The organism is Sorangium sp. So ce145 (genome assembly GCF_051525985.1).
GTDB classification, from domain to species: domain Bacteria; phylum Myxococcota_A; class Polyangia; order Polyangiales; family Polyangiaceae; genus Sorangium; species Sorangium cellulosum_B.
This window is the reverse complement of the sequence record NZ_CP150315.1, coordinates 2,459,431-2,485,381: the sequence shown is the minus strand read 5'-3', so window position 1 is coordinate 2,485,381 and position 25,951 is coordinate 2,459,431. Positions and strand designations below refer to the sequence as shown.

At 72.3% G+C, this 25,951-nt stretch carries 20 protein-coding genes; 10 read left to right on the top strand and 10 right to left on the bottom strand.

From position 1 onward, the window contains the following. The first annotated feature begins 238 nt into the window (after positions 1-238). A complete protein-coding gene (locus WMF34_RS09485; protein ID WP_437993059.1) occupies positions 239-1,192 on the top strand; it encodes an alpha/beta hydrolase family protein in 954 nt (317 codons plus the stop codon). On the opposite strand, the gene WMF34_RS09480 is transcribed toward WMF34_RS09485, so the two are convergent. After that, a complete protein-coding gene (locus WMF34_RS09480) occupies positions 1,171-2,457 on the bottom strand; it encodes a PQQ-dependent sugar dehydrogenase (RefSeq protein ID WP_437993058.1) in 1,287 nt (428 codons plus the stop codon). The two genes, WMF34_RS09485 and WMF34_RS09480, sit on opposite strands and share 22 nt — an antisense overlap. Positions 2,458-2,511: 54 nt before the next feature. On the opposite strand from WMF34_RS09480, the gene WMF34_RS09475 reads away from it, so the two are divergent. Both WMF34_RS09475 and WMF34_RS09470 read left to right on the top strand, forming a co-directional pair. Further along, positions 2,512-3,804: a hypothetical protein gene (locus WMF34_RS09475; protein ID WP_437993057.1), complete on the top strand. Its 1,293-nt coding sequence runs from the start codon at positions 2,512-2,514 to the stop codon at positions 3,802-3,804. A gap of 293 nt (positions 3,805-4,097) precedes the next feature. Continuing rightward, complete coding sequence (locus WMF34_RS09470) at positions 4,098-5,411, top strand: inositol-3-phosphate synthase (RefSeq protein WP_437993056.1); 1,314 nt, start codon at positions 4,098-4,100, stop codon at positions 5,409-5,411. A gap of 36 nt (positions 5,412-5,447) precedes the next feature. Here WMF34_RS09470 and WMF34_RS09465 read toward each other — a convergent pair whose 3' ends face one another. Together WMF34_RS09465 and WMF34_RS09460 are read right to left on the bottom strand one after the other, a co-directional pair. Beyond that, positions 5,448-6,236: a calcium-binding protein gene (locus WMF34_RS09465; RefSeq protein ID WP_437993055.1), complete on the bottom strand. Its 789-nt coding sequence runs from the start codon at positions 6,234-6,236 to the stop codon at positions 5,448-5,450. Between the two features lie 223 nt (positions 6,237-6,459). Continuing rightward, positions 6,460-7,461, bottom strand: a complete 1,002-nt coding sequence (locus WMF34_RS09460) for a diacylglycerol/lipid kinase family protein (protein ID WP_437993054.1) — start codon at positions 7,459-7,461, stop codon at positions 6,460-6,462. A 591-nt stretch (positions 7,462-8,052) separates the two neighbouring features. Between WMF34_RS09460 and WMF34_RS09455 the strand changes: the two genes are divergently transcribed. After that, on the top strand, positions 8,053-8,736 hold the full coding sequence (locus WMF34_RS09455) for a hypothetical protein (RefSeq protein WP_012234436.1): 684 nt from the start codon (positions 8,053-8,055) through the stop codon (positions 8,734-8,736). A gap of 32 nt (positions 8,737-8,768) precedes the next feature. Here the strand turns inward: WMF34_RS09455 and WMF34_RS09450 are convergent, their stop codons facing one another. After that, positions 8,769-10,283, bottom strand: coding sequence for a hybrid sensor histidine kinase/response regulator (locus WMF34_RS09450; RefSeq protein WP_012234435.1), 1,515 nt, complete (start codon positions 10,281-10,283; stop codon positions 8,769-8,771). A 99-nt stretch (positions 10,284-10,382) separates the two neighbouring features. Between WMF34_RS09450 and obgE the strand changes: the two genes are divergently transcribed. Together obgE and WMF34_RS09440 are read left to right on the top strand one after the other, a co-directional pair. Beyond that, positions 10,383-11,423, top strand: coding sequence for a GTPase ObgE (obgE, locus tag WMF34_RS09445; RefSeq protein ID WP_012234434.1), 1,041 nt, complete (start codon positions 10,383-10,385; stop codon positions 11,421-11,423). 396 nt (positions 11,424-11,819) lie between these two features. Then, positions 11,820-13,571, top strand: coding sequence for a hypothetical protein (locus WMF34_RS09440; RefSeq protein WP_437993053.1), 1,752 nt, complete (start codon positions 11,820-11,822; stop codon positions 13,569-13,571). Here WMF34_RS09440 and WMF34_RS09435 read toward each other — a convergent pair. Next, positions 13,563-15,641 carry a CotH kinase family protein gene (locus tag WMF34_RS09435; protein ID WP_437993052.1) on the bottom strand — a complete coding sequence of 693 codons (2,079 nt, stop codon included), beginning with the start codon at positions 15,639-15,641 and terminating at the stop codon, positions 13,563-13,565. The two genes, WMF34_RS09440 and WMF34_RS09435, sit on opposite strands and share 9 nt — an antisense overlap. Before the next feature lie 215 nt (positions 15,642-15,856). On the opposite strand from WMF34_RS09435, the gene WMF34_RS09430 reads away from it, so the two are divergent. Continuing rightward, positions 15,857-16,453 (top strand): Uma2 family endonuclease, encoded by a 597-nt coding sequence (locus WMF34_RS09430; RefSeq protein WP_437993051.1) that lies wholly within the window; start codon positions 15,857-15,859, stop codon positions 16,451-16,453. Between the two features lie 58 nt (positions 16,454-16,511). Here WMF34_RS09430 and WMF34_RS09425 read toward each other — a convergent pair whose 3' ends face one another. Next, positions 16,512-17,402, bottom strand: coding sequence for an NAD-dependent epimerase/dehydratase family protein (locus WMF34_RS09425; RefSeq protein WP_012234430.1), 891 nt, complete (start codon positions 17,400-17,402; stop codon positions 16,512-16,514). A gap of 169 nt (positions 17,403-17,571) precedes the next feature. Between WMF34_RS09425 and WMF34_RS09420 the strand changes: the two genes are divergently transcribed. Next, a complete protein-coding gene (locus WMF34_RS09420; RefSeq protein ID WP_437993050.1) occupies positions 17,572-19,017 on the top strand; it encodes a protein kinase domain-containing protein in 1,446 nt (481 codons plus the stop codon). A 93-nt stretch (positions 19,018-19,110) separates the two neighbouring features. Here WMF34_RS09420 and WMF34_RS09415 read toward each other — a convergent pair whose 3' ends face one another. Continuing rightward, the gene (locus tag WMF34_RS09415; RefSeq protein ID WP_012234428.1) at positions 19,111-20,619 is read right to left on the bottom strand and encodes a phenylacetate--CoA ligase family protein; all 1,509 of its coding nucleotides are present in this window, start codon (positions 20,617-20,619) and stop codon (positions 19,111-19,113) included. A 107-nt stretch (positions 20,620-20,726) separates the two neighbouring features. Next, a complete protein-coding gene (locus WMF34_RS09410; protein ID WP_437993049.1) occupies positions 20,727-21,755 on the bottom strand; it encodes an NAD-dependent epimerase/dehydratase family protein in 1,029 nt (342 codons plus the stop codon). A gap of 152 nt (positions 21,756-21,907) precedes the next feature. Here WMF34_RS09410 and WMF34_RS09405 point away from each other — a divergent pair, with 152 nt between their 5' ends. Beyond that, positions 21,908-22,903 (top strand): ATP-binding protein, encoded by a 996-nt coding sequence (locus tag WMF34_RS09405; protein ID WP_437993048.1) that lies wholly within the window; start codon positions 21,908-21,910, stop codon positions 22,901-22,903. Between the two features lie 37 nt (positions 22,904-22,940). On the opposite strand, the gene WMF34_RS09400 is transcribed toward WMF34_RS09405, so the two are convergent. Both WMF34_RS09400 and WMF34_RS09395 read right to left on the bottom strand, forming a co-directional pair. Next, on the bottom strand, positions 22,941-23,543 hold the full coding sequence (locus tag WMF34_RS09400) for a hypothetical protein (RefSeq protein ID WP_437993047.1): 603 nt from the start codon (positions 23,541-23,543) through the stop codon (positions 22,941-22,943). Next, positions 23,540-24,292, bottom strand: a complete 753-nt coding sequence (locus WMF34_RS09395) for a thiamine phosphate synthase (RefSeq protein WP_437993046.1) — start codon at positions 24,290-24,292, stop codon at positions 23,540-23,542. Before WMF34_RS09395 ends, WMF34_RS09400 begins: the two co-directional genes overlap by 4 nt. Before the next feature lie 122 nt (positions 24,293-24,414). Between WMF34_RS09395 and WMF34_RS09390 the strand changes: the two genes are divergently transcribed. Beyond that, complete coding sequence (locus tag WMF34_RS09390) at positions 24,415-25,923, top strand: hypothetical protein (RefSeq protein WP_437993045.1); 1,509 nt, start codon at positions 24,415-24,417, stop codon at positions 25,921-25,923. The last annotated feature ends 28 nt before the right edge of the window (positions 25,924-25,951 follow it).

Sequence of the window (25,951 nt, the reverse complement as noted above, 5' to 3'; positions counted from 1 at the left end):
CGTGCGCGTGCGCGCTCCATCTCGATCTCTTGCTCGTGCGCACTGGAGCCGCCCCTTTTCACGCGACTGCGCCCCCTTCCGCGACGATCGGAGCACACGACGCTACCACGAACCCGCGTGGCGGCTCCGAACGGCGGAATCATCGACGTGGGCCTGGTCGCGCCAGTGAGCTTCTGATAGCCAGGCAGGCATCGTCCCTGGTCTTCCCGTCCCCCCGACACCGTCCGGAGAAACGAGCATGAGTCGATCCGTTGGCAGCCGCAGTCTGACCGTTCGAGATCCGGTGAACGACCTCTCGTTCCCGGTCCTCGTGATGTACCCGACGCACGTCCCTGCCGAGGTCGTATCGATGGGGCCTTACTCGCTGGAGGTCGCCAGGAACGCGCCCGTGCACGGCGGCCCTTTCCCCTTCGTGCTCATCTCGCATGGCGGCGGCGGGACGCCCCTCGCGTATCGGACGCTCGCGTCCCACCTCGCGCAGAGCGGCTATGTCGTCGCGATGCCCGAGCACCCCGGGGACAACCGCAACGATCGGTCCCTGACCGAGGCGGTCGAGAACCTGGAGCGCCGGCCCCGGCACGCCCGGCTGGCGGTGGACGCTGTCTTCTCCGACGCCGAGCTCGGGCCTCGCCTGCTGGGCGACGACATCGCCGTCATCGGGCACTCGATGGGCGGCTACACCGCGCTCGCCCTCGCGGGCGGGCAGCCCTGGACGGGGCCGGGGCAGAGGGTCGCGGTCACGAAGGACCCGCGCGTCAAGGCGCTGGTCTTGATGGCCCCCGCGGCGTGCTGGTTCGTGCCCAACGACGCCTTGAAGGACGTCGATGCGCCCATCCTCCTGCTCGTGGCGGAGCACGACCGCATCGCGCCGAGATGGCAGGGGCAGCTCGTCCTCGACCTCGTCCCCGACCCGGCCCGGGTCACGTTCAAGGTCGTCGAGAACGCGAACCATCACTCGTTCCTCAGCCCGTTTCCTCCCCAGATGCGGCGCCCGGACTTCCTGCCCGCGATCGATCGCGCCGGGTTCGATCGCGAGGCGTTCCACCGTCGGCTCGAGCGCGACGTGCGCGAGTTCCTCGACGCGGCGCTGCGGCGGAGCCCTTCGTCGCCGCCAGGTCGACAGCCCGTCCCGGAGGAAGCGGGCGGCACGCCGGCGGCCGTGGAGCCACCTCACCCCGGATCGAGCCGGTAGACGCGCCCCGTGTTGAACATCACCACGTAAACCTCCCCGGCCGCGTCCTCGCCGAACGAGGACGGGAGTCCATTCGGGTTCAACGCCGAGGTCAGCTCGACGGGATCGGTCGCTGCCTTGCCGTCCCACACGAAGGAGAAGAAGCGGCCCGTCACGTAATCGGCGTACAGGTAGCGGCCGCGCAGGCACGGGATCTTCGCCCCGCGGTAGACATAGCCGCCGACGATGGAGCCCGCCTCGCTCCGCGGGTGCTCCACCACGGGCGGGACGCCGCGCGGCTTGCACGTCGCGCCAGGAGGGTAGCAGTGGGCGCCCTCCATCGCTTCCCAGCCATAATCGTTCCTGCCCTGGCCAGGGCGCTCCACCAGGATCTCCTCCCAGCTCTTCTGGCCGACATCGCCGATGTACATGTCCCCGGTGAGCCGGTCGAAGCTGAACCGCCACGGGTTCCGGAGCCCGTAGTCCCAGATCATCGGGTCACCGCTCGTCATGTTGCCCGCCGGCGCCTTGCCCGGCTGATCGACGTCGATGCGGAGGATCTTGCCGAGCTTCGAGGTGAGATCGGCCGCCGGGCTCGGCGATCGCGCGGAGTCGCCGATCGCGGCGTAGAGATAGCCGTCCTTGCCAAAGGCGAGCATCCCGCCGACGTGGTTCCAGGCGCCGTGCTTCACGTCGACCAGCGACCTGACCGGCTCGGGATGGGCGGAGTCGCCGCCCTGCGCCGCGCGCTTCCACTCCTCGATCACCACGTTGCCGCGCGGGGCCGACGAGTAGTGGAGCCAGAAGCGCCCGTTCTTCGCGTAGTCCGGGTGGAACGCGAGCCCGAGCAGGCCGCCCTCCGCGTTCGGCGCCGGGAAGAACACGCGCGATCGCACGTCGAGGAACGGCGCCTGCTGGACGGCGCCGCCCTTGATGAGCCGGACGACCCCGGTCTTTTCGAGCACGAGGAGGCGCGACGGATCGCCGGGCGGCCCGGCGACATACGTCGGCTGATCGAGCCCGCTCGCCACCATGGTGAGCTTGAGCTGCGGGACGCCCCCGCACTTCGCCGGGCGAGCGAGCTCCGCGGCGCTCGCGGGCGCCCCCTGCGCCGCGGGGGCGCCTTGTGCGGCGGGCGCCCCCTGCGCGGCCGGCGTGTCTTGCGCGGCGAGCGCCGCGCCAGGCGCCCCCGTGCTCCCCTGAGCCACCTGGACCGGGCTCCCCGCCGCGGCCTGGCCGGGAGGGCCGCCCTCGCGAGGCTCCTCGGGCGGCCCCGCGACCTGCACACGCCTGTCGCAGGCGGCTACACTGCCAGCCAGCAGGAGGTACCAGGCGGTCCGATGGCACGCTCTCGTCAGATAGGCAGCGCGCCCCACGACGCGCCGGTGGCTCGGTCTCTCGGGCAAGCGGGCACCTCCCTCTCCACCTTCACCACGAGAGGCCGCGCCTGGCAAGCCGTGGCCGCGTCGCTGCTGCTGGCCGGCTGCGGCGGCTGCGGCGCGCAGGAGGCGCCCCGGCCGGAACCTCTCCCCACCGCACCGGCCCAGACCGTCCCGGCGGCCGCGGGCACCACGCGCGCGGCCGGCACAGGCGATCGCCCCGGCCAAGGCGCGGCCCAGGCGCGCGGAGGCCTGCCGCTTTGCAAGGACGGCGACACCGATCCTCACGATCTCCGCTGCACCGGGCTCTACAGCGACCCCGGCGCGCGCACGATCGCGGCGGGTGTCCGCGAGTTCAAGCCGGCCTTCGAGCTCTGGAGCGACGGCGCCGAGAAGACGCGTTGGATCTACCTCCCTCTGGGCGCGACCATCGATGCCTCCCGGATGAACGACTGGATCTTTCCTGTCGGCACAAAGCTGTGGAAGGAGTTCCGTCTGCCCGTCTCCGGCGCGAGCCGCCGTATCGAGACGAGGTTCCTGTGGAAGACCGCGGAGGATCGCTGGACGCGCGCCACCTACGTCTGGTCGGAGGACGGAGCGAGCGCGACGCAGGTGAAGGCCGGTGTCCCCCACGTCCCCGGCGCCGCCGACTACGCGATCCCGGCGCAGGTCGACTGCCTCCGTTGCCACGCTGGCAAGACCGACAACCCGCTTGGATTCGAGGCGATCCAGCTCGCCGCGCGGGGCGCCGGCGGACTGACGTATGCCGAGCTCGTCGAGCGCGGCCTCCTGTCGACGACCTCGGGCGGCCCGCTCCCCGACGCGGCCGCGCTCGAGGTGCCCGGGACCGCGACGGAGCGGCGCGCCCTCGGCCTGCTGCACGTCAACTGCGGCGTCTCCTGCCACCACCCGCTCGGCGTCGCGACGCACTTCGAGATGCGCCTCGACATCGACGCCGCCGGCCGGGTGGGCGACGTGCCCGGCACGCGCGTCTACCAGACGGCGATCAACCAGCCCGCGAAGGTCCGCCCGCCCGGAGCGCCGCCGGGAGCCCGCTATGACCGGCTGAGGCCCCTCGATCCGGATCGCAGCGCCGTGCTCCGCAGCATGTCCCGGCGCGACGCGCCCGGCGCGCCGCCCGAGCAGATGCCGCCGCTCGCGACCCGGCGCGTCGACGAGGAGGCCGTCGCCGCGATCCGCGCCTGGATCGAGGCGATGACCCCTGCCGCCGGCTACCCGCGCCCCTCCCCTTGATCGCCCGCCGGGGTAGCCCGGCGCGTCGCGAACACCCCGCCTCGTGCCAGCACCTCATGCCGCCGTCCGAGGCGCCGAGAGGAAGGGAGCGCCGGAAATGCGCGAAGGGCGCCCGCGGGAAACGCCATCACGCGCGCGCCGGCCCGTGGTGATCGCGGCGTTCGAGCTTCATGCTCCCGGCGGGTCGCAGCGCCGCGCGGCCTCGACCGACATCGCGCTCGCCGCGCCCACGGCGCCGGCGGATGTCCGCCCTCGCCCGGCGAGCGCCCACGACCACGGGGGGAACACATCACGTGAAGCAGCCGAAAGAGATCAAGACCGCGGAGGGCAAGCTCGGGGTCCTGCTGCCGGGGCTGGGCGCCGTCTCCACGACGACCATCGCGGGCACCCTGCTCGCGCGGCGCGGGCTCGCGGCGCCCATCGGGTCGCTCACCCAGATGGGCACGATCCGGCTCGGCCGGCGCACCGACGAACGCGCGCCCAGGATCAAGGAATTCTTGCCGATCGCGGCGCTCGATCAGCTGGTGTTCGGCGCGTGGGACATCTTCCCCGACAACGCCTACGAGTCGGCGCGGCACGCGGACGTGCTCGAGCACCGCCACCTCGACGCCGTCCGCGAGGAGCTCGAGCGGATCCGCCCGATGCCCGCGGTGTTCTACCCGCAGTACGTCCGGCGGCTCCACGGCAACCACGTGAAGAAGGGCGCGAGCAAGGCCGCGATGGTCGAGCAGGTCCGGGAGGATATCCGCGACTTCCTGCGCGACAGCGGCGCCGCGCGCGCCGTCGCCGTCTGGTGCGGATCGACCGAGGTCTATATCGCGCCGGCGGAGGTCCACTCCTCCGTCGCGCGCTTCGAGGCGGGCCTCGCCGAGGACCACCCGGCGATCTCGAGCTCCCAGATCTACGCGTGGGCCTGCCTGAAGGAGCGCGTCCCGTTCGCGAACGGCGCCCCGAACCTGACGGTCGATTTCCCGGCCGCGTGGGAGCTCGCGCGCAAGCAGGAGGTCCCCATCGCCGGCAAGGATTTCAAGACCGGCCAGACCCTGATGAAGACGGTGATCGCCCCGGGGCTCAAGGCGAGGATGCTCGGCGTCGCGGGGTGGTTCTCGACGAACATCCTCGGCAACCGCGACGGCGAGGTGCTCGACGACCCGGACGCGTTCCGATCGAAGGAGGTCTCGAAGCTCGGGGTGCTCGAGCACATCCTCCAGCCGCACGTGTACGGCGAGCTCTATGGCAAGCTCTTCCACAAGGTGCGGATCGAGTACTACCCCCCTCGGGGCGACGCCAAGGAGGGGTGGGACAACATCGATCTCGTCGGCTGGCTCGGCTACCCGATGCAGGTGAAGATCAACTTCCTCTGCCGCGACTCGATCCTCGCCGCGCCCCTGGTGCTCGACCTGGCGCTCCTCCTCGATCTCGCGCAGCGCGCCGGGCTGCGCGGCACGCAGGAGTGGCTCAGCTTCTACTTCAAGAGCCCCATGACCGCGCCGGCCCTGTACCCGGAGCACGATCTCTTCATCCAGTCGATGAAGCTCAAGAACACGATGCGCTGGCTCATGGGGGAGGACCTCATCACCCACCTGGGCAACGAGTACTACGACTGATCGCCCGGCGGCGCCGCGCCGCCCCCCGCGGCGGCGTCACTGCCAGCGCAGGTGCACGTCGACGACGGCGCCCGTCCGCGTCGAGGCGCCCTCCGAGAACGTGAACGAGGCCCGCTCGATCTCGCAGTTGCCGCGCGCGTCACAGCGCCGATCGCGTCCATACGAGAGCTCGATCGCGACGAGCCCGCGCGACGCGAGCGGCTCGAGCTCGCCGGCGCTCGACGCGCGGTTCGCGTCGCGGTCGCTCCAGAGCACGAGCCGCGACCACGCCTCGTCCCGCGCCGTGATCCGGCCGTCTCCGTCGGTGTCGAGCTCGCGGAGCGCGGTGAACCCGTTGTCGGCGCGGGCGCCGCTCGAGAGCACCGTCGCCGAGCCGAACAGCTCCTCGCCGCCGTCGATCGCCCCGTTGCCGTCCCGATCGAGCGCGAGCCACGGCGTCGCCGCGGTCGGCCAGTCGGTGGCGATCGTGGCCCCGAGCCCGCTCAGATCGAAGGCGCCGCTCATCGCGGTCACGTACTCGACCGGCCGCTCCTCGAACGAGAGCACGAGCGGCGTGCTGGCGGCGCCGCCGCCCGCCTGGCACCCGGTCCAGGTCGCCACATCGTCGATGTTCTCGCACTGCTCGAAGCCCTGCGTCCCGTTGACGGTACAGCTCCGCGACTCGCCGATCTCACAGGCCGCCTCGGCCTCCTCGCCTTCGAGCTCCTCGCCTTCGAGCGCGCCCTCGTCGGTGCCCTCACCACTTTCCCCTTCTGTCACCTGCGCGGCGCATCCAGCGCCGATCGACGCCACGCCGAGGAGGAGCGCAAGCGAGGCAATTCCCACCGAACCGGAGCGAAGAATGGTCAGCTTGATGTTCATGGCACAGACCCGGAGCAAGCGTTGCGCCAGCCGCTCGCCCCCCGCTCATCCCGCGAAAACCCCGGGAGTCATGGCACCAGGAGTCCCCGAAGCGCCCCAACGTGCCACCCTGCGCCATGAGCACGAGGCGAGTCGTGCCACTCTGGTCCAATCCGTGTCGTCTCGCGCCCAGTCGGGCGGGTGAGCCTCATCCGCGCGGCGGCGCGTAGAAATCCACGATCCGGATCGGCTCGGTCAGGCGCACGCGCACCCGCGATCGCTCTCCGCGGACGTCGCCGCCGATCTGGAAGCTCGTCACCGGGTCCATCTCGATGGTGACCTCGTCCACGAAGTAATCGAACACCGTCTCCAGGTCGTCGTACTCTCCGCTCCAGATGCTCGAGAAGTTCCGCACGAACGTGAACGGCGAGACCACCGACACGCGCAGCTGCATCCGGTCCTGGCGATCGTCCGCATAGGGGAACATCCGGAAGCCGAAGCCGTAATACGGGATCGTCGACAGCGCCGCGATCTTCGCCGGCCCCTCGTAGATGACGCCGCCCTTCTTGATGGGCGCCCCCAGCATCGCCCCCTTCTCGCCGACGCGGATCGCGTCGTTGCCCTCGTTGATGATGCGGCAGTGCGGTGTTCGCCGCACGAGGTAGCTCGGGATCGTCCGCGTCGTCGCGGCGACGGCGTACGCCACCGGCCCCGGCGCGAGCCGCTTCAGCGGGCCCCGCGCGAGCGCCGACTTCACCGCGTTGTAGTCGCGGAGCATCACCGCATCGATCCCGAAGCCGCAGAACGGCGACAGGATGTCCTCGGCCTCCACCAGCCGCAGGTTCCGGCTCCCGGCCTCGGCGCGCAGCCGCTGGAGGTCGACCGCGAGCCCGGGCTTCGCGCCCGCGCCGCCGGACGCGCCGAGCACCCACGCCAGCGAGTTGCCCGTCCCCAGGCGCAGCAGCCCGAACCGGGGCAGCGGCAGCCCGCGCCGCTTCGCCTCGTTCACGACGGCCGTCACCACCACCGTGAACGTCCCGTCGCCGCCGCCCGTGAGGATCGTGCCGTAACCCCGGTCGACCAGGATCCGCGCGATGCCCTCGCTCTCCTCCACCCGCCGCGAGACGAACAGATCCCCGGTGTCAAGGATCTGATCGAGCGTCTCGATCACCTCCGCCGTCACGCTCTTGGCGTTGCCGTTCACCACCACGGCAATCCGGCTGCTCGCCGCGCCTCGCGGTATTTCGCTCGCACGACGCGGCGCATCAGCGACCACGGCCTTGGGGGCGTCATCGGTGGGGCCGCGACCGGCGGGCGGAGAGGTCATCACCGGGATCTACCACGACCCACCCCTGCGCTTGGAGCGCGGGATGACGCGGGGTCGCGCGGGATGGCTGATGATGGATGACCAACCGCCCGGCAGGCGGCCAGCGCGCGACAGGCGTCGCGGAGGCGGCCTTCGCCGGGCCACAGCGCCGAGCCCGCCGGGGTCGGCGATTGTGGACCGATGTGGCCGGCGCGACCCAGGGGCTCCGGCCGACGACCAGCTTTCCGGGAGGACCGATAGCGTGCGATGCTCGCTGGTTTTGGCTCTCGGACCGATCTTGGGTCATGCTGCCCTTCGGGAAAGCGAGGAGCCTCCCCGAAACTTAGTGGACGGGGTGGTCGATTTTTTGGTAAGGCGACGACCTGGTGAGCCAATTGGGCTTGACAGCCGTGCGGGTCTTTACCGCCGCGCGGGCGGCGCGCGCTTGAGGCGAAGGGCCGCGACGATCTCGTACCCAGCGGGGGACGCAGCGACATGCCGAAGATCACAAAGCAGGGCAGCTCCGAGAAGGCGACGGGTATGAAGAAGAAGGCCTCTTCGAGCAGCAAGGGGGGCGCAGAAGCTCAGCTTGCGAAGCCCGTGAATCCGGTAATCAAGGAAGATTCGAAATCGGCGTCGAGCGCGTCGAAGCGTAAGCTCGGCCTCCGTGGCGCTGCGCCCTGGGCTGCGCGGCACGCCGCGAAGCACGCCGCCGAGGCGCGGGCCCGGGCCGCGGAGCCGGCGCCCCCTGGCAGCGCCCGGGCGACCATCCGCGTGCCGAGCGGCGCCGAGGAGATCAAGGCGAAGATCGCCGAGCTCCACAACCAGACCCAGAAGATCCGCACGCTCCGCAAGCGGCTCGACAAGGGGTTCTTCGATATCGGGGTGGTGCTCGCCGAGATCCAGCAGCAGGAGCTGTATCAGGCGAAGGGCTACGGCTCGTTCGAGGCGTTCCTCGAGCGCGAGATCGACCTCGGCAAGCAGACGTCGTTGCGCCTCATCAAGGTCGCCCACGTCTTCCAGCGCGAGGTGGCCCTCGACTACGGCATGGACCGGCTGTTCGTCGCGCTCGCCGCCCTCGAGGGCGAGGTGCCCAAGCCCGCCCCCTCCGCGATCCCCTCCGCCCCTGGCTCCAAGCCCCCCCTCCCGCTCAAGCCCCCCATGCGCATCGTGGGGTGAACGCCGCTCGGCGGTGCGCGTTCCGGGCCCCGTCAGGCGCCAGCGCCACGGGGGGGTGACGAGCCGATCGGGCGCTCGACGGGCTCGGGGACGAAGCGGGGGAGCCTCACCCGGACCGTCGTGCCGTCGGCGGCGTGCGCGTCGACATCCACGCGGCCCGCGTGCTGGTCGACGATCTTCCGGACGATCGCGAGCCCGAGGCCCGTGCCCGCCGCCTTCGTGGTGAAGAACGGATCGAAGATCTCGGCGAGGATCGTCGGCGCGATCCCTGGCCCCGTGTCCCCGATCGACAGCCACACCTCGTGCGCATCCCCCGACGCGCACGCCCGCAAGACCCCGCCGTCGGGCATCACGTCGAGCGCGTTGACGACGAGGTTCAAGACCACCTGCTTGAGCTTCTCGACGTCGCCCAGCGCGAAGCAGTCGTCCGCGAGATCGCGGACGACCTCGACGTGGTGGCTCGCGAACGCCTCCTCCTCGAGGTCGAGCACGTCGCGCACGACGCGGGCCAGATCGACGGGCTCCCGGTGGGGCGCGCGCGGACGGGCGAGCTCGAGGAACTCGCCGAGGAGCCGGCCCAGGCGGGCGATCTCCGCCTCGACGATGCCGACGCGCCGCTTCATGGGCTCGCGGATCGCCTCGTCGGAGAGGCGGTCGATGCCGCGGCTGAGCAGGTGGAGCTCGAGGACCGCGGCGTTCAGCGGGTTCCTGATCTCGTGGGCGAGCCCGAGGGCGAGCGGGGCCATGGCGTTCAGGGCCTCGGCGTCGGCGGCCCGCCGCTCGAGGGCGCGCCGCTCGGTCACGTCGATGCCGATGCCGTAGACGAGGTCGGTCCTGCCGCCGCGCCCGCCGCCGCGGACGCCGGAGAGGTGCCAGCGCACGCGGCGGATCGCGCCCACCGCGTCCCGGACGCCGACCTCGACCTCGGCGGCGGCGTCGCCCTCGACCACGCTCAGGAACGACTGGTTGAACCGGCGCTGATCGGGCTCGTCGACGAGCGCCTCGCAGAACGCCATGCCGAGCGCGGCGTCGCAGGACACGCCGGTCAGCGCGGACAGGCGCGGGTTGAAGAGCGCGACGCTGCCGCCGGCGTTCAGGCCGAGGATGAGCACGTCCGCCGCGTCGATGATCGCCCGGTACCGGCGCTCGAGCTCTTCCCGCTCGCGCTTCAGCGAGATCTTCTCGATCGCCTGGGCCACGGTGGAGATGAGCTCCTCGGGGCGGAACGACTTGAGGATGAAGGCGAAGGCGCCGGCGCGGAGCGCGGCCATGGCGGCGTCGACGGTCGCGAAGCCGGTGACGAGGACGATCTCGCCGTGGGGGGCGGCGGCGCGGAGCGGGGCGATGAGCTCCAGGCCGCTCGCGTCCGGGAGCTTGACGTCGACGACCGCGACGTCGAACCCGTCGCGCCGGGCGGCCGCGAGCCCCTGCTTGCCGTCGGGCGCGAGGGCGACCTCCACGTCGAGCTCGCGCGCGCCCTCCAGGACTTCGCGGAGGTTTCCGGCGAGGCTCGTGTTGTCGTCCACGATCAGGATTCGAGCGGGCACCTGGGGTCTCCTGGGCGAGCGGTCCGGCGGGCGGCCCGATGCGCGGGGCGCCCTTCCGCTTTGGGGTCTTTCCTAAATTGTATGCTATGAGCCGCCGTCATGCGGTTCGTCGATCGGTGCCGTCTGAAGGTGATCGCCGGGGATGGCGGCAATGGAGCGATCGCATTCCGTCGTGAGAAGTACATCCCGTTCGGCGGCCCCGCGGGTGGAGACGGCGGCCGCGGCGGGGACGTCGTCTTCGTGGGCGACGGAGGCCTGTCCACGCTACTCGACTTCACCTACGCGCGCACGCTCGAGGCCGACCGGGGCGAGCACGGGATGGGGAGCGACTGCCACGGGCGCGCCGGCGCCGACAGGGTCGAGAAGCTCCCCGTGGGGACGCAGATCTTCGACGCGGAGAGCGGCGAGCTGCTCGCCGACGTGACCGAGCACGGCCAGCGGGTCATCGTCGCCCGCGGCGGCAAGGGGGGCCGCGGCAACCTGCACTTCAAGTCGCCGCACGACAGGGCTCCGCGGCGCGCCGAGCCGGGCGAGCCGGGCGAGGCCCGCGAGCTCCGCCTCGAGCTGAAGGTGCTCGCCGACGTCGGCCTGCTCGGCTTCCCCAACGCCGGCAAGAGCACCTTCGTCGCGGCCGTCTCGGCGGCCCGGCCCAAGATCGGCGACTACCCGTTCACGACGCTCACCCCGATCCTGGGCATGGTCGAGATCGGCGGCGGCGTCCGGGCGGGCGGATCGAGCTTCGTCATCGCGGACATCCCCGGGCTGGTCCCGGGCGCGAGCGAGGGGGTCGGGCTCGGCATCCAGTTCCTGAGGCACGTGGAGCGGACGCGGGCGCTCCTCCACCTCGTGACGCTCGACCCGGGCGAGGGCCGCGAGCCGCTCGCCGACTACCGGGCGCTCCGCAAGGAGCTCAAGAAGTTCAGCCCGGAGATCGCGGAGCGCCCGGAGATCGTCGTCCTGACGAAGGCCGATCTGACCGAGGTGCGCGACGCTTACCCGAAGCTCAAGGCGCGGTTCGCGAAGGCGAAGGTGAAGCTCCACCTCATCAGCGCCGCGACGGGCGAGGGGGTGCCGGAGCTCGTCCGCGAGCTCGCGGCGCTCGCGCGCAAGCGGGAAGAACCGGCAGAGCAGGACGGCTGAGCGGCCTCGGCCCGGACGGCTGGCGCGGCGCGCGTCGACGGCACGGCGTGAGCGCCGCCGCCGTCGGCGCATCGTGACACGGCGGAGCCTGCCGGCTCGATCGGCCACTGGCTCGCGGAACGCGGAAGACGCTGAAGAACGCGGAAGAACGCTGACGGCGTCGCAGAGCCGGCGCCGTGCGCCGCCTCGTCATCACATCACCCGTCATCCAGCGCACTGGAAAAAGTGGATTGCCCGTCTTCGTGCGCACAGACACGAAGTGTTCTCACGTGGGCTGGTCCTCCACATCCGTCGTTATCGAGTTCGAGCGGGCGCGCGCGTCGTCTGGACAGGAGAGCAAAACTCGAGTCCAATTTACGATCCGGACTCACGTGTCCTGTCGGAAGGAGAAGCCCTATGCGCTGGTCGACCCCCAACAAACCGTCTTCTCTCGCGTGGCGTGTCGCCCTCCTCGTGGCGCTCGGCACGGGCGGGGCGGCGCGCGCGGATGTGGTGCAGCCGAACGGCACCGTCGTCCCCGTGATCACGAGCCGATTGAGCGATCTGCTGAACGGCTCGGCGAAGAACGACATGCTCGACGAGATGATCGACGTCGTGGCCGACGCCGCGGTGGAGCCCCAGGTGTTCTCGCCGCTCTGCGAGTTCAGCGGCAAGTACATCGAGAAGGGGGGCGGCGCCAACTTCGCGGTCGGCTGGTACAACGTCGACGACGGCCGCGACAGCGGCGACCCGCCGCTGTACGTCCCGCTCGACACCCGAGACAACCTCAGCACGCCGGCGCCGGAGAGCGATATCCAGATCCTCTTTCCGTTCTCGGGCTCCCTGCCGTCCCCCGAGCAGCGCGAGCTGACGGCCGTCTCGATCCGGGAGAACCCCGCCTACGCGGGAGGCCTCATCGGCTTCGTGCTGATCCCCAACCCGAACGGCACCGGCAACGGCAACGCCACGCAGTACCATTACACCGAGCACCGGTTCAACGTGGAGTGTACGGCGTGCGAGAATCCGGGGCCCTGGTACTCCGATCTCATCTACAGGTCGAACCAGCTCGCCAACACGTTCTACCTGGGGTTCGAGGATCTCGATTTCCAGAACGCCGCCGGCAGCGCGGGCGTCAACGGCAATGATCTCGATTACGAGGACTTCCTGTTCCGCTTCTCCGGCATCACGTGCCCCGCGGCCGGCCGGCCGTGCGAGGTCGAAGAGAACGTGGGCGCGTGCCGCGCGGGCATCTCCGACTGCGACGCGCAGGGACAGGCGATCTGCACGCCGATCGTCGAGCCTGGTAGCCAGACCGAGCAGTGCGACGGCATCGACAACGACTGCGACGACATCGTCGACGAGGAGGCGCCGTGTCCGGAGGACCAGGTGTGCAGCCGCGGCCGCTGCGTGAACCGCTGCGGCTCGGCCGAGTTCCCGTGCGATCCCGGGCTCGTGTGCGTGGAGGGCCTGTGCGTCGAGCAGGCGTGCGTCGACGCGAAGTGCGATGTCGGCCAAGTGTGCCATGATGGCGTGTGCCGCGCCCCGTGCGACGGCGTGGTGTGCCCGCACGGCCAGACCTGTCGCGGCGACCGCTGCCTGGATCCGTGCGACGGCGTGACGTGCGGCGCGGGCGAGGTGTGCGAGAGCGGCGTCTGCGTGGTCCAGTGCGGCTGCCGGGGCTGTCCGTCGGAGGACCGCTGCGCCGCGGACACCGGGCGGTGCGTCGAGGCCGCGTGCGCCGACGTCGCGTGCGGCGCGGGCACCACGTGCCGTGGCGGGGCGTGCGTCGACCTCTGCGACGGCGTCGTGTGCCCCGCGGGCGAGCGGTGCGTGGCCGGCATGTGCGCGGAGGAGCCGCCGGCTCCTGCCACGACGACGGCGGCGGGTCCGACGCTCGACGCGGCCGCCTCGGTCGGCGCAGGCGACGCCGGATCGGGCGCGGGCGGGGACGCCGCTTCAGGCTCGGGTGGGGCTCCCTCCACCGGCGCGGGCGGGGACGCGAGCGGGAGCGGGGCGTCGGCGGGCTGCAGCTGCAGCCTCGGCGGCGACGCGCCGTCCGCCGGCGGCGTCGCCGCGTTGCTCCTCGCCGTGAGCCTCGGGCTGCGCCGCAGGAGGGGCGGAGACCCGGGGCGCTCGGCTCCGGGCCTCCGTATCCGTCGTTCAGGGTGACTCGGACGTCGGCCCGAAGAACTCGACGTCGTCGATCTCGATGGTGCCCGAGTCGACCTTGTCCTTGCCGAGGAAGCCGCTCGCGCGGACGCCGTTCATCTCCGCGCTGAAGGAGAGGCCGACGATCGACCGGAGCACGTCGTTCACGTCGTCGCCCGGGTCGCGCCCCTGATCGATGGCCCAGCCGGGGAGCGCCATCTCGGCGAACCTGAGCTCGATCAGCGTCGGCTCCGCGGTGAGCCGCACGTCCCATCCGTGGCGAACGCCCGTGAGCCCTTCGCTCTGCGCCGGGCTCTCGACGTCGAAGCGCATCCCGCGCGCCGCCTCCGCCCGCGCCCAGAAGCGGACCCCCTCGAGCGCCGTCGCGTCGATCATGCCCTCGGCGAGAGGCACCCCGAAGTAGACGTACTGCCCCCAGGGAGACGCCTCGTCGCGGAAGTCGAAGCGGAGGAGCATGCTCTGTGCGCCGTTCAGCGGATCTTCCTGCGAAAGGCCCTGCACGGCGCTCGACGCGTTGTTGGTGGACAGCACCGTCCCGACGTACAGCCCGAGCGTGTCCGCGGCCTCGAAGTCGTTGATCCCCGTCGCGGTGAACGAGAACGGCGCGAGCGGCGTGCCGTCGGCGAAGCGGCCCAGGCGCTCTCGCAGGATCGGCAGCTCGTTCCTGAGGCGCTCGACCGCGGGCTCCCACCCGGCGAGCCCGGGCCCGAGCGGGTCCTCCTCGACGGCGGTGCGGATCAGCGCCGCGTACTTGTCGACCTGCTCCTCGAGCCGCCCCTCGCTGAACGGGCCCTCATAGAGCGCCTGCAGCGCGGCCTTGTAGCCCGCCGCGTCCTGGTTCAAGGCGGCGAACAGCGCGTCGCAGCCCGGCGGGCGCACGTGCTCGGAGCCCATGAACACCGGGACCACGGCGCTGCAGTCCGCCGGCGTCTCCGTCCATCGCGGCACGTGGCCGAAGTAGGTGCTGGGGCCGAGGGTCTGATCGAGATCCCACGGGATGAGGTGGAACTTGCCCGAGGACGGCTCGTCGTAAAAGTAGAAGTTGTGGTTGAACGCGGCGCCCGCCTCGTTGGCGTAGTAGGTCGTGACGCCGTCCCAGTTCACGATCGTCTCGTCGACGGCCATGTAGCGCTGCAGCTGCTCGATGTCCGTCCACTCCGACAGCGCGGTGAGCCGCTCCGCGCCCTCGGCGGACGCGAGGGCGGTCGAGAACGCGACGAATCGCTCGTGCGTGGCCACGTCTTCGTTCGTCTCGATCCGCTCCGCGAAGTAGCCGGCGTCGTCCGAGATCGGCCACGCTTCCTTGTAGAGATCGCCGTCCGGAGCCTCGGAGAAGTGGTGGTCCAGGAAGCGGCCGTCCACGTCCTCGACCATCGAGAAGAGCCCTTGCGACTCGCCGTTCACGCGCAGCGTCGCCCACGCGCTCCGCGGGGCGGCGACGCCCATCTCCCGGAACAGGCCATAGGCGATCCGCTCGTGGAGCCTCGTCGGGTCCCAGATCATGGAGTGGAAGTTCAGGCGCTTCTGCGCGTAGAAGCGCTGTCCGCCGACGTACTCGTCGAACTTCACCTTCATGCTGAGCTTCGGACAGGTGAGGTTCCCCTCCCCGTCGAAGCACATGTCGAGCGTGCCGTAACCGCCCTTGAACCGCAGGCCGACCACGCCCAGGCTCTTGCCCTTGTAGCAGGCCTCGGCCTCGACATACCGCTCGTCGCGGGCGTTCTCCTTGAGCTCCGCCCAGCGCTCTTCCGGAAGGTAGAAGTCGAAGCGCGGGACCTCCTCCGCCGCGTACAGCTCGTCCGCGTCGCGATCGGCCAGCGCGGGGTCGGACGGCTCGCACCGCGGCGTCGGGGGCTGCCCGCCGCTCCCGCCGTCGCTCGTGCCACCCTCTCCGCCGGCGCCTCCGGCGCCTCCGCCTCCGCCTCCAGCGCCTCCGCCTCCAGCGCCTCCAGCGCCGGCCCCGCCCGAGCCGCCTGGCCCGACGCCGCTGCTCGCGCCTTCGTCATCACCGCAACCCGCGCCCACCGCGGCAGCCGCAAGTGCAAGCACCATCCAATACCCAAGCTTCATCCAACGATCCTCCAAGAGCCTCGACCCTAGTCGTGGCCATCCCGTCCGTCGATGCCTGATTTTCACGGCAGGCATGGACGCCTCGCTGGGCATCGTGCGTCGCCGCGCCGCGTGACCCCGCGACCCCGCGCATGACCCGGCACGAGGCGCGCGGTGATGGTACTTTTCCAGGCGTGAGCCAGCGCCCGTATCCTGAGCCCCAGGCAGCCCGCCTCTTGTCCGTCGCGGAGTGGGCAGCGCTGCCGGAAGACGAAGCCGGTGAGCTCATCGATGGCCGCCTGGTCGAGGAAGAGATGCCCGATTGCGTCCACGAGCTGGCCGTCGCCTGGCTCATCCACACCCTGCGGGCCTGGCTCATCCCGCGCGGCGGCTTCGTCTTCGGCTCCGAGGTGAAGTACGCGCTCAAGCCGCGGCGCGGGCGCAAATCCGACGTGTCGGCGTTCCTCCCGACGTCGCGGAGGCCCCCGGCCCGTGGCGCCGTCGGCATACCGCCGGACCTCATGGTCGAGATCGTCTCCCCCTCGCCGCGGGACAGCCGGCGCGATCGCGTCGAGAAGCTCGAGGAGTACGCCGCGTTCGGGGTGCGCTGGTACTGGGTGCTCGATCCGCAGCTCCGCACGCTGGAGATCCACGAGCTCGCGCGCGGCGGGCTCTACCAGCGCCGCCTCACCGCGCCCGGAGGGGTGCTCCGGGAGGTTCCGGGCTGCGAGGGGCTGACGCTCGATCTGGACGCGCTCTTCCGCGAGCTCGACCGGCTCGACGCGACGGAGCCGCAGGAGCCGCCGCAAGGCAGCGCGGACGACGAGGCGTGACAGCGCGGGCGGCGAACGGCGCGGCCGCGCGGCGGTTCACCCGCGATGCCAGCGCGGCTCACCCGCGGTGCAGCGGGGCGCGCTCACCCGCGGCGGGGGCCGGCGCCTCGGCCTCGACGGCCAGGCACGCCTCGAACCCCTCGATGTAGCTCGGGTAGAGCAGCGCCATCCCGAGGGCGCGCTTGATCTTCGCGTTGTCCACGGCGCGATCGTGGCGGAGCGTCTCGTGCAGATCCTCCCGCGGCGCCCCGGCTGGCAGCGCGAGGCCGAGCCGCGCGCAGAGCCAGCGGACGACCTCGATCTGCGGCACGGGCGCGTCGTCTGCGACCAGGAAGGCCTCGCCGGGGGCGGCGCGATCGGCGCGCTCCAGCGCCGCGAGCGCGAGGCGCGCGAGGTCCTCGACGTGGATGCGCGAGACGACGTTCCTGCCCTGCCGATCGCCCTCGCCGGTCATGCGGAAGTCGCCGCGCAAGAGCCGCTGGTGCAAGCCGCGGCCCGGGCCGTAGATGCCCGCGGCGCGCAGCACCACGGCGCCGCGCGCGCGGTACACGTCCTCGGCCGCGAGGCGCGCCGCCGCACGGGGGCCGTCGGCCGACGTGGGCGTCGCCTCGTCGATGCGCCCCCTCGCGTCGCCGTACACGGCGGTCGACGAGACGTACGCGATCGCGCGCGCGCGGCGGAGCGAAGGCGCGATCGCGGCGTCGGTCGCGCCGTCGGGCGGGAAGGCGACGAGCACGTCCGCGCCGTCCGTGACGAGCCGGTCGACGGCCTCGGCGGTGAGCGCCGGGAGGACGCTCACCTCGATGCCCGCCTGCGCGAGCTCCGCGGCGCGCTCCGGCGAGCGCGTCGTCGCGACGACGCGGCCGCCGGACGCCCTCCGCAGGCCGGCGACCACCGCGCCGGTGAAGCCGCAGCCGAGGACGATGAGCGGGGGGGAGGTGTTGAGCATGGGTGCTGGGCAGCCCTTTACCAGCGAGAGAGAGCGGGCGCCTCACCGCCGCGCGGACGAGCCATCGTCGCGCTGTCGAGGAGCAGCGCCGCGTCTGATAGCCTGATCGGCGCGGAGCGGGCGGCCGAGACGCGAGCGAGCTCGCCGCCGCAGCGACGCTCCTCTGCGCATGGCGGTCCACGTCTTCATCTCCTACGCCCCCGCGGATCGGTCGCACCTCGAAGCGCTCGAGGCGCACCTCGCCTCCCTCAAGCGGCAGGGCCTGGTGAGCACCTGGCACCGCGGCCGGCTCGGCGCTGGCGCGGTGCTCGACGAGTCGATCGCGGCGGAGCTCTCCGCCGCCGAGGTGGTGCTGCTGCTGGTGAGCGAGGCGTTCCTCGCCTCGGACAGCTGCTACGAGCGAGAGCTCGGGCGAGCGCTGGAGCGGCATCGCAGCGGGGCGGCGCGCGTGGTGCCCATCCTGGTGCGCGCGTGCGACCTGGAGGGCACCGCTCTTTCGGAGCTCCAGGCGCTGCCGCGGGACGGCGGGGCGGTGACGAGCTGGGCCAACCCGGATGAAGCGTGGAGGGACGTCGTCCGAGGCATCCGCGCGACGGTGGAAGAAGCCGCTGCGAGCGCGCGGCCGGAGGCACCGGTCAAAAAGCCAGAGCCGCCCAGCACGTTCGCCTCCACCCTGCGCGAGGCCGAGGACGCGATCCGCGCGATCGACAAGAGGCTTGCGGCAGCGCAGCAGCGCAGGGTGAAGCTCCAGGCCGCCGGTGCGAGCACGGCGGAAGTGGACGGGGAGATCCTCGACCTCCGGCGCAAACGCCGGGAAGGCGGCCAGCTGCACGTGGGCGAGGAGCTCGGCGAAGGCCGCTACCTGCTGCTCGAGCGGATCGGTCGAGGGGGGTTCGCGACCGTGTGGCGCGCGCTCGACGCGGGGCGGGGCGACCTGCCCGTGGCGATCAAGGTGCTGCACCCGAACCTCGCGGGCGACGAGATCCGCCGGGAGCGGTTCTTCCGGGGAGCGCGCGCGATGGCCGAGCTCGACCACCCCGGCGTGGTGCGCATGCTCGATCCCAAGGGCGAGGACAGCGGCTGGCACTACTTCGTGATGGAGCTCGTCCATGGCGAGGACGTGCACAGCGCGGTCATCGGGAAGCGGCTGCCAGCAGAGCGGGTAATACCGATGCTCCTCCGCGCTGGAGAGGCGATCTCGTTCGCGCACGGGAGGGGGCTCGTGCACCGGGACGTGAAGCCGGCAAACATCCTGCTCGACGCGGACGGGCTGCCCCGGATCACGGACTTCGATCTGGTCTGGGCGCGCGACACGACGGGCGGCACGAGGAGCGGCGCGCTGGGGACGTTCCTCTATGCGGCGCCGGAGCTGATGCACCGCCCGCAGGACGCAGACGCGCGCGCAGACGTGTACGGGCTCGGCATGACGGCGGTGTTCTGTCTGCACGGAGCGGAGCTGCCACCGATCATGATGCGCTATCCGGCGCGGGTGCTGGAGCAGCTTCCGTGCAGCGATGCGGTGAGGAAGGTGCTTGAGCGAGCCATCGAGTTCGAGGCATCGGAGCGATTTCCCGACGTAGCGGCGTTCTGTTGGGCGCTTTGCAACGAAACATGAACACAGCCCGGCCCGGCCGCAGGCCCAGGTGTTCCAGGCACAGTTCAGGAATTGTGCAGAGAACGACGCGAGGTGCCTGTACCGCTTATGCCCTCACCCCCCCGGCTTGCGCGTATACCGGTGCTTCACCCCGAGCGGGAAGTACTCCGGATCTCCCGCCGCCCTCAGCGTCACCCGCGGCGCCCGCTTCCCCGCCGGCACGTAGCTCCTGAACTCGCTGTTCAGCCGGACGAGGTGCTCCTCGATCGACCGCGCCGCCGCCTCGCGCCGCGCCTCGCTCTCCCCCTCCCCCGGCGCGAGCTCGACCACCACCGAGAGGACCACATCCCTGTCCGCGCCCTCGCGGACCTCCAGCACGAACTTCCCCGTCACCCACTCCTTCACGCCGGGCTGCTCGATGCCCACGACCACGTTCTCGGGATAGATGTTCGCCCCGAAGTACGACACCGTGAAATCCGAGCGCCCGAACACATGGACGAACGGGAGCTCCCTGGCCCCGCGCTCCCCGTCGAGCTCCCGCCGCGGGTCGAAGCCGAAGCCGGCCAGGGCCGCCATCATGTCCGCGTGCGAGGTAATGCCCCCGCTGTCGAGGATCGCATAACGGACGAGCGGGACGCCGTTGTCGCCCGAGAAGAGGAGCATCCCGTCGCGCTGCTCGAAGAACCGCTCCGCGGGGTCGTACTGCACCAGCGTGGGGAGCCGGTCCTGCCCGAACAGGGCGCGCGCGGCGTCCGGCCTCCCCGCGAGGAACCGGCGGATCGCGACGCTGAGCGGCGTCTCGTTGCCCAGCACGCCGGCGTCCGCCGTCCCGTACAGCGAGGCCGAGTCGTAGCAGGGCGACGTCGACCCGACGCGCTCGCCGACCAGGGTCCGCCACTCCTCGCTGAACACCTCCCCGGCCATCACGAGCTTGATCCGGAAAGGCGCCCAGTCGACGCCCCGGGCACGCCCGGTGTCGATGACGTCCTTCAGGAACGGCGGATAGCCGAGCAGGACGACCTGCTCGAACGCCGGCCCCAGATCCTGCACGACGCGGAAGATCTCGTCCTTGTTGTTGCCCGGCGTGACGACCGTGATCGGATACCCCTTCGCCGCGAGGTGACGGCAGCACGCGGCGGTGTACATCCCGCCGACCCACGAGCCGAGCGCGAAGCACACGACCGCGAGCGTGCGGCGCGTGTCGGCCCGGAAGCCGTCGTGGAACACCTGCTCGAAGCGCCGGGCGACCGGGAGCTCGTCCGTGACGGAGCGCGGCCAGAACGTCGGCTTTCCGGTCGAACCCGAGGAGACCGCGATCATGTCGCACGGCTCGACCCGCCCCCCGCGGCAGAGATCCGCGATGGGGTGCCGGAGCACGTAGTTCTGCTTCGTGATCACCGGAAGCGTCGCGAAATCCGCGGGCGTCCGGATCGCCGCCGGGTCCACGCCGTGCTCCGCGAGGAAGCGGCGATAGGCAGGGACAGCGGCGGCGACCTCGTGGAACAGCGCGAGCGCGCGCTCGGCCGGATCGGCCTCACGGTGCCGCGACAGCGCCGCGTCGAGCGGCGTGCTCAGGAAGGCGTCGATGGCCGCCAGGACCCGCTTGGGTTGCAACTCCTGCATCGCGAGATCTCCCTCCGTCCGATGGTTCGCAGCAAGCGGACGCCGGTTCGACGAGGGCGCCCGCCTGCCTCTCTATCCGCTCGCGGGCGAAGGCGCCCCGCGCAGGGTCAGCGCCCTCCACCCCCCGCCGCGCCGGCGAGCTCCGCCGCGAGCGCGATCTCCTCGGCGCGCTTCTCGTAGCCGTCCGGCGGCTCGGAACGCGGGTTCGCGAGCAGCGACGTGATCACCGTCTCCAGCCAGCGCCGGAGCGGCGTGTGCTGGAAGCCGAGCTCCGCCCTCGCCTTCGCCGGATCCAGCATCGACATCCAGCGGTCGCTGAACGGCGACATCGCGACCGGATCGATGCCGCGGGCCCTGATCGCCGCCGACGGGATCGGCGCGAGCCGCGCCGGCGCGCCGAGCTGCGAGGCGATGAGCTCGAGCAGCTCGGTGAGCGTCGGCGTCTCGTCCATGCAGAGGTTGTACGCCTCGCCGAAGGTCGACGGCACGAGCAGCAGCTTCACGATCGCCCTGACGACGTCACCGCTGTAGACGTTCCGCACCGCGTGTCCACCGCCGTCCGGGACGAGCAGCGGACCGCCGTCGAGCATGCGGACGATGTACCGATCGAGGCGGCGGTAGGGATCGCGCTCCCCGTTCACCATCGGGATGCGCAGGACGGTCGCGGGAAAGCGGTCCCTCTGCCAGGCGGCGGCGATCTCCTCCTCGCAGCCGCGCTTGTTCACGCCGTAAGCCCACGCCGCGCGGTCCTCTTCGCCCGCGGGCTCAGGGAGGAGCGGGCCGTCGTAGTCGCGCTCGCGCGACGGCCGCGGGCACGCCTCCCGGACGAGGTACACCGAGCCGGTGCTGATCATCACGTAGTGGCCGATGCGCCCGCCGCCGAGCGCCTGGGCCGCCGCGCGGCCGTCCGCGGCCGTGTACGCGGTGAAATCCACCGCGGCGTCGAACTCGCGACCTCCGAGCGCCTGCGCGAGATCGCCGGCCGCGCGATCGCAGCGGACCCGCGCGACGCGATCGCCGAACGCGTCGGGCGTCGCGCCGCGGTTCAGGAGCGTGACCTGGTGGCCCGCCGCGAGCAGGCGATAGACCAGGAAATGACCCATGAATCGAGTGCCGCCGAGCACGAGGACGCGCATGCGCGGCAACCTATCATCGCCGCGCGCAATGACGATGAGGAGGACGCCATCACGCGCGGGATGGCGCGCGGGAAGGAAGCCGCCACCGGGCGGCCTCGCGCGCTGCGCGGACCGGGACCAGGTCGACCCCCGGTCGTGCTAGATAGCGGGCCGTGCCGTTCTCCCACATCCTCGGCCAGGACACCGCGGTCGGCACGCTCGTGCGCGCGCTCGAGGCGGGCCGCGTGCACCACGCCTACCGCTTCGAGGGCCCGCCGGGCGTCGGCAAGGAGCTCGCGGCCGTCGCCCTCTCCCAGGCGCTCGTCTGCACGGGGGGCGACCCGCTCGGCTGCGGGCGCTGCGACGCGTGCCGGCGCGCGGCCGCGCGCTCCGACGGGCGCCCCGCGGCGCCGCTCCACCCCGACGTGCAGATCGTCGCGAAGAACTTCTACCCCGCCGCCGTCATCGGCCGGAGCCGCGACGAGCTGATCGAGATCTCGGTCGATCAGGTCCGCGCCATCGTGCTCGCCCGCGCCGCCTACCCGCCCCACGAGGGGCGCGCTCGGGTGTTCATCGTCCGCGACGCCGAGGACCTCAGCGTCGGCGCCGCGAACGCGTTCCTCAAGACGCTCGAGGAGCCGCGGCCCGGCACCCACTTCATCCTCTTGACCTCGCGCGGCGACCGCCTGCTCAACACGATCCGCTCGCGCACCCTGCCCGTGCGCTTCGCCCCGCTCTCCGAGGCCCTCATCCGCCGCATCCTCCGCGATCGCGGCGTGCCCGAGGGGCGGCACGACCTCGCCGTCGAGCTCGCCGCCGGCAGCGCGTCCACGGCGCTCGATCTCGCGGACGAGGAGCAGACCGCCTCGCGCGACGCCTTTGTAAAGCGTGTCCTCGAGGCCGCGGCCGCCCGGGACCTCGGGCCCGCCGTCGCGTTCGCCGAGTCGGTGGACCGCGACAAGGGCGCCCTCAAGGACGACCTCCGCGCGCTGAGCGCCGCGCTCGCCCGCGAGGCCCGCGCCGCGGTCGCGTCCGATCCGCGCCACGCAGGCCTGTCGGCCCGGCGTTACGCGGCGGTCTCCCGCGCCGTGGCGCAGCTCGAGCGCAACGCCTCGCCGAGCCTCGCGATGGCGTCGCTGATCGCGGAGCTGCGCAGCGTCGTCGGCTGACAGGCGCCGCGCGCCCGCGTGGCCGCGCGGGCCGGCGTCAGCCCTCGCCGCCTCCGCCCAGCCGCTCGTATCCGCCGTCCTCGATGCGCCGCCCGGCCCACGCGTGGATCCGCCCCTCGCTGGCGAGCACCACGGCCGCGTCGCGCCCGGGGCCGTCGTAGAGGGCGATGATCCCTGCGTCGCCCACGGGGGGCGCGCCCTGCCCGCACCGCTCGAGCGCCGCCGGCAGCCGCGCCCGCCGCCGCATGGTCGCGCCCGCGATCTCGAGCGTCGCCGGCGGCTCGTCCGGCGAATCGGCCGCCGCGGGCGCGAGCCACAGGATCTCGCGCCGAGGCGCGGGGAAGGCCACGACCGCCCCGTGCGCGCCGCCCTCGGGCGCGAGGAACACCGCGGCGACGATCTCGCCCCGCTCGCGCGCGACGATCGCGCCCGAGAGCCAGCGCTCCTCGCTCCCGGCGAGGACCACGTCGCCGAGGGCGAGCGGCAGCTCGTGCCACGGCGCGTCCCCCGGGGGCGCCGCCGGCGCGCCTCGCGCGCGCTCGCCGCCGTTCCCTCCCGGCGCCTCCCGCTCGCGGCGCGACGCCATGTAGCCCACGGTCGCGGCCACCGCGGCGGCCGCCGCGAGCAGCGTGAGGCTCATCGCGCGCCCCTGTCCGCCGGCGCCGCGCGCGCGCCCGCCAGCGCGAGCGCCTGCTGGAGCGCCCGCGCCCGCGCGCTCACCTCCTCGAGGGCGCGCGGCGCGGGCGTGCCCTGATCCGGCAGCAGCGCGGCGATGATCGCGGCGACGGAGCAGCGCGCGCCCACCTCGGCCGCCCTCTCCAGCGAGATGCCGCCGATCGCCACGACCGGGAGCCCGGGACGCACCCGCTCGACCAGGGCGCACAGCGACGCGAGCCCCTCGAGGCCGACCACGGCGTCGGGGCGCTCCTTGCTCGAGGTCGCGAAGATCGGCCCGATGGCGACGTAGTCGAGGCGCTCGAGGGAATCGCCGGAATCCCTGGCGTCGCGGAGCTCGCTCGACGCCCGCAGCGCGGCCTCGATCTGCGCGGACGTGTGGGTCGAGAGCCCGACGCGCAGCGGGACGGAAGCGCGCTGCGCCAGCCTGCGAACCGCGGCCACCGGGAGGTCGTCCTGGCCGACGTGCACGCCGTCGCAGCGGGCGAGGATCGCGAGATCCGCCCTGTCGTTCGCGAACAGCGGCACCCCCGCGCGCGCGGCCAGGGGCTGGATCGCGCGGAGGAGCGAGAGCGTCTGGGCCGCCCCGCCCCGCTTGTCGCGCAGCTGGATGGCCGCGGGGCGCGCGTCGAGGACGGCCTCGGCGAACGCCGCAGGATCGAGCCCGCGGCGCGCGAGCGAGTCGGTGTCGACGATGGCGTACAGGCCGCGCATGACCACGCTTCGAGCGGTGGGAGAGCGCCTGAGCGCTCCGGAGGAGGCCAGGCTCGCTGGCTACGCTAAGGTTGACGCCCCCGGAAAGAAAGCGGAAGCGTTCGCTCCCGAACGGATCCTCCATGCGCACACGTCTCGTCCGGATCGCCTGTCTGTTCACCTCGATCGCTCCTGTTGCAGCGGCCGTGATGGGGCTCGCGTCGAGCCCTGCGCTCGCGGAGGAGAAGTCGAGCCCCGCGCAGCAGACCGAACGGCCGGGCTCCGCCGTGCCCGCGGAGGGGCCGAAGGCTGGCGCCGCTCCGCCGCCCGGCGGGAGCAAGGTCGCCGCGCCCAAGGCGAGCGTCGGCGCGCCCAAGGCGAGCGCGAAGAAGAAGGCGCCCGAGTCCCCGCCGCTGCCGCCTGCTCCGGCGCGCCTGTGGCTCATCGCGCCGTCGCCTCACGGGCCATGGACGTTGCGGATCGACAACGAAGGGGTGCGGCCGATGCGCATCCCGGCGGACGTGCGGCTGCTGCGCCTGGAGGTCGACACGCCGAACAAGCGCACGAAGAAGACGGTCCGCTGCGCCGCGCCCGCGGGGCTCAAGCCGAGCGGCTTCCCGGAGCGGCGCGCGCTGCTGCTGGCGCCCGGTCAGTCGTACATGGAGCATTTCGACCCGCGCCTGCTCTGCTTCGGCAAGGACGAGGCGGCGCTCGCGGGCGGCTCGGTGGTGAGGACCTGGTACGGCTGGGGTCCGCCGCCCAAGTGGTCGAAGAAGCCGCCGGCGGCGCCGTTCGCTGCGGAGTCGACGGACCAGCCGCCGGCGTTCGCCCCTGCGCCCGGCCTCGCGGCGCCCACCGTCGTGCTGAGCTACGGGCTGCCCCCGAAGGAGGCCGCCGCGGACGATGCCGGCGGCGCCGAGCCAGCCTCTCCGGCGGACGAGACGGCTCAGTCTCCTGGCGACAAGGCGGCTCAGGCCACGGGCGACAAGGCGGCTCAGGCCACGGGCGACAAAGCGGCTCACCCCACGGACGACAAAGCGGCCCAGACGTCCGCGGACAGGCCAGCTGGCGAGTCCCCGGACAAGCGCGTTTCGCCGGACAAGGGCCACGGCGCCGGTCCGCCGAGCAAGCCGATCGTGGACGCCAACGCGCCTCGTCTGGAGCTCACGAGCGAGCCCTGGTCCGACGCGGCGAGCCCTCGCTCGATCGTCGTCCGGGTGAGCGCCAAGAACGCTGGCAGGCGCCCCATGACCGTCGCCATCCGGTCTCGGATGCTCGAGTTCCACGTGGCCGGCCCGAACGGCGAGACGATATGCACGGCGGCCCCGCCGACAGGGGCGATCCCGCGCGATCTCTTCAGGACGCTGAAGCCCGGCGCATCGGCCGACGTCTCGCTCCTCCTCCGGGAGGTCTGCCCCGCCGACACGTTCAACCGCGAGGGCCTCTACGAGGTCACGGCCACGCTGCACGCGAACGAGCCGGGCACCGCGCTGGGCCTGGATGCGTATACCGCCGTCGTCCCCGCCAAGAACACGACGCTCCTTCGCGTGAAGAGCGCACCAGAGCCGTTCTACGCGGCCGCGCCGCGAGCCGTGCCGACGCCGAAGCCCGAGGTCAGCCAGGCGCCGGAACACGAGGCTCACGACGAGTAACGACAGGGATGCGCCGAGGCGCGGCTGG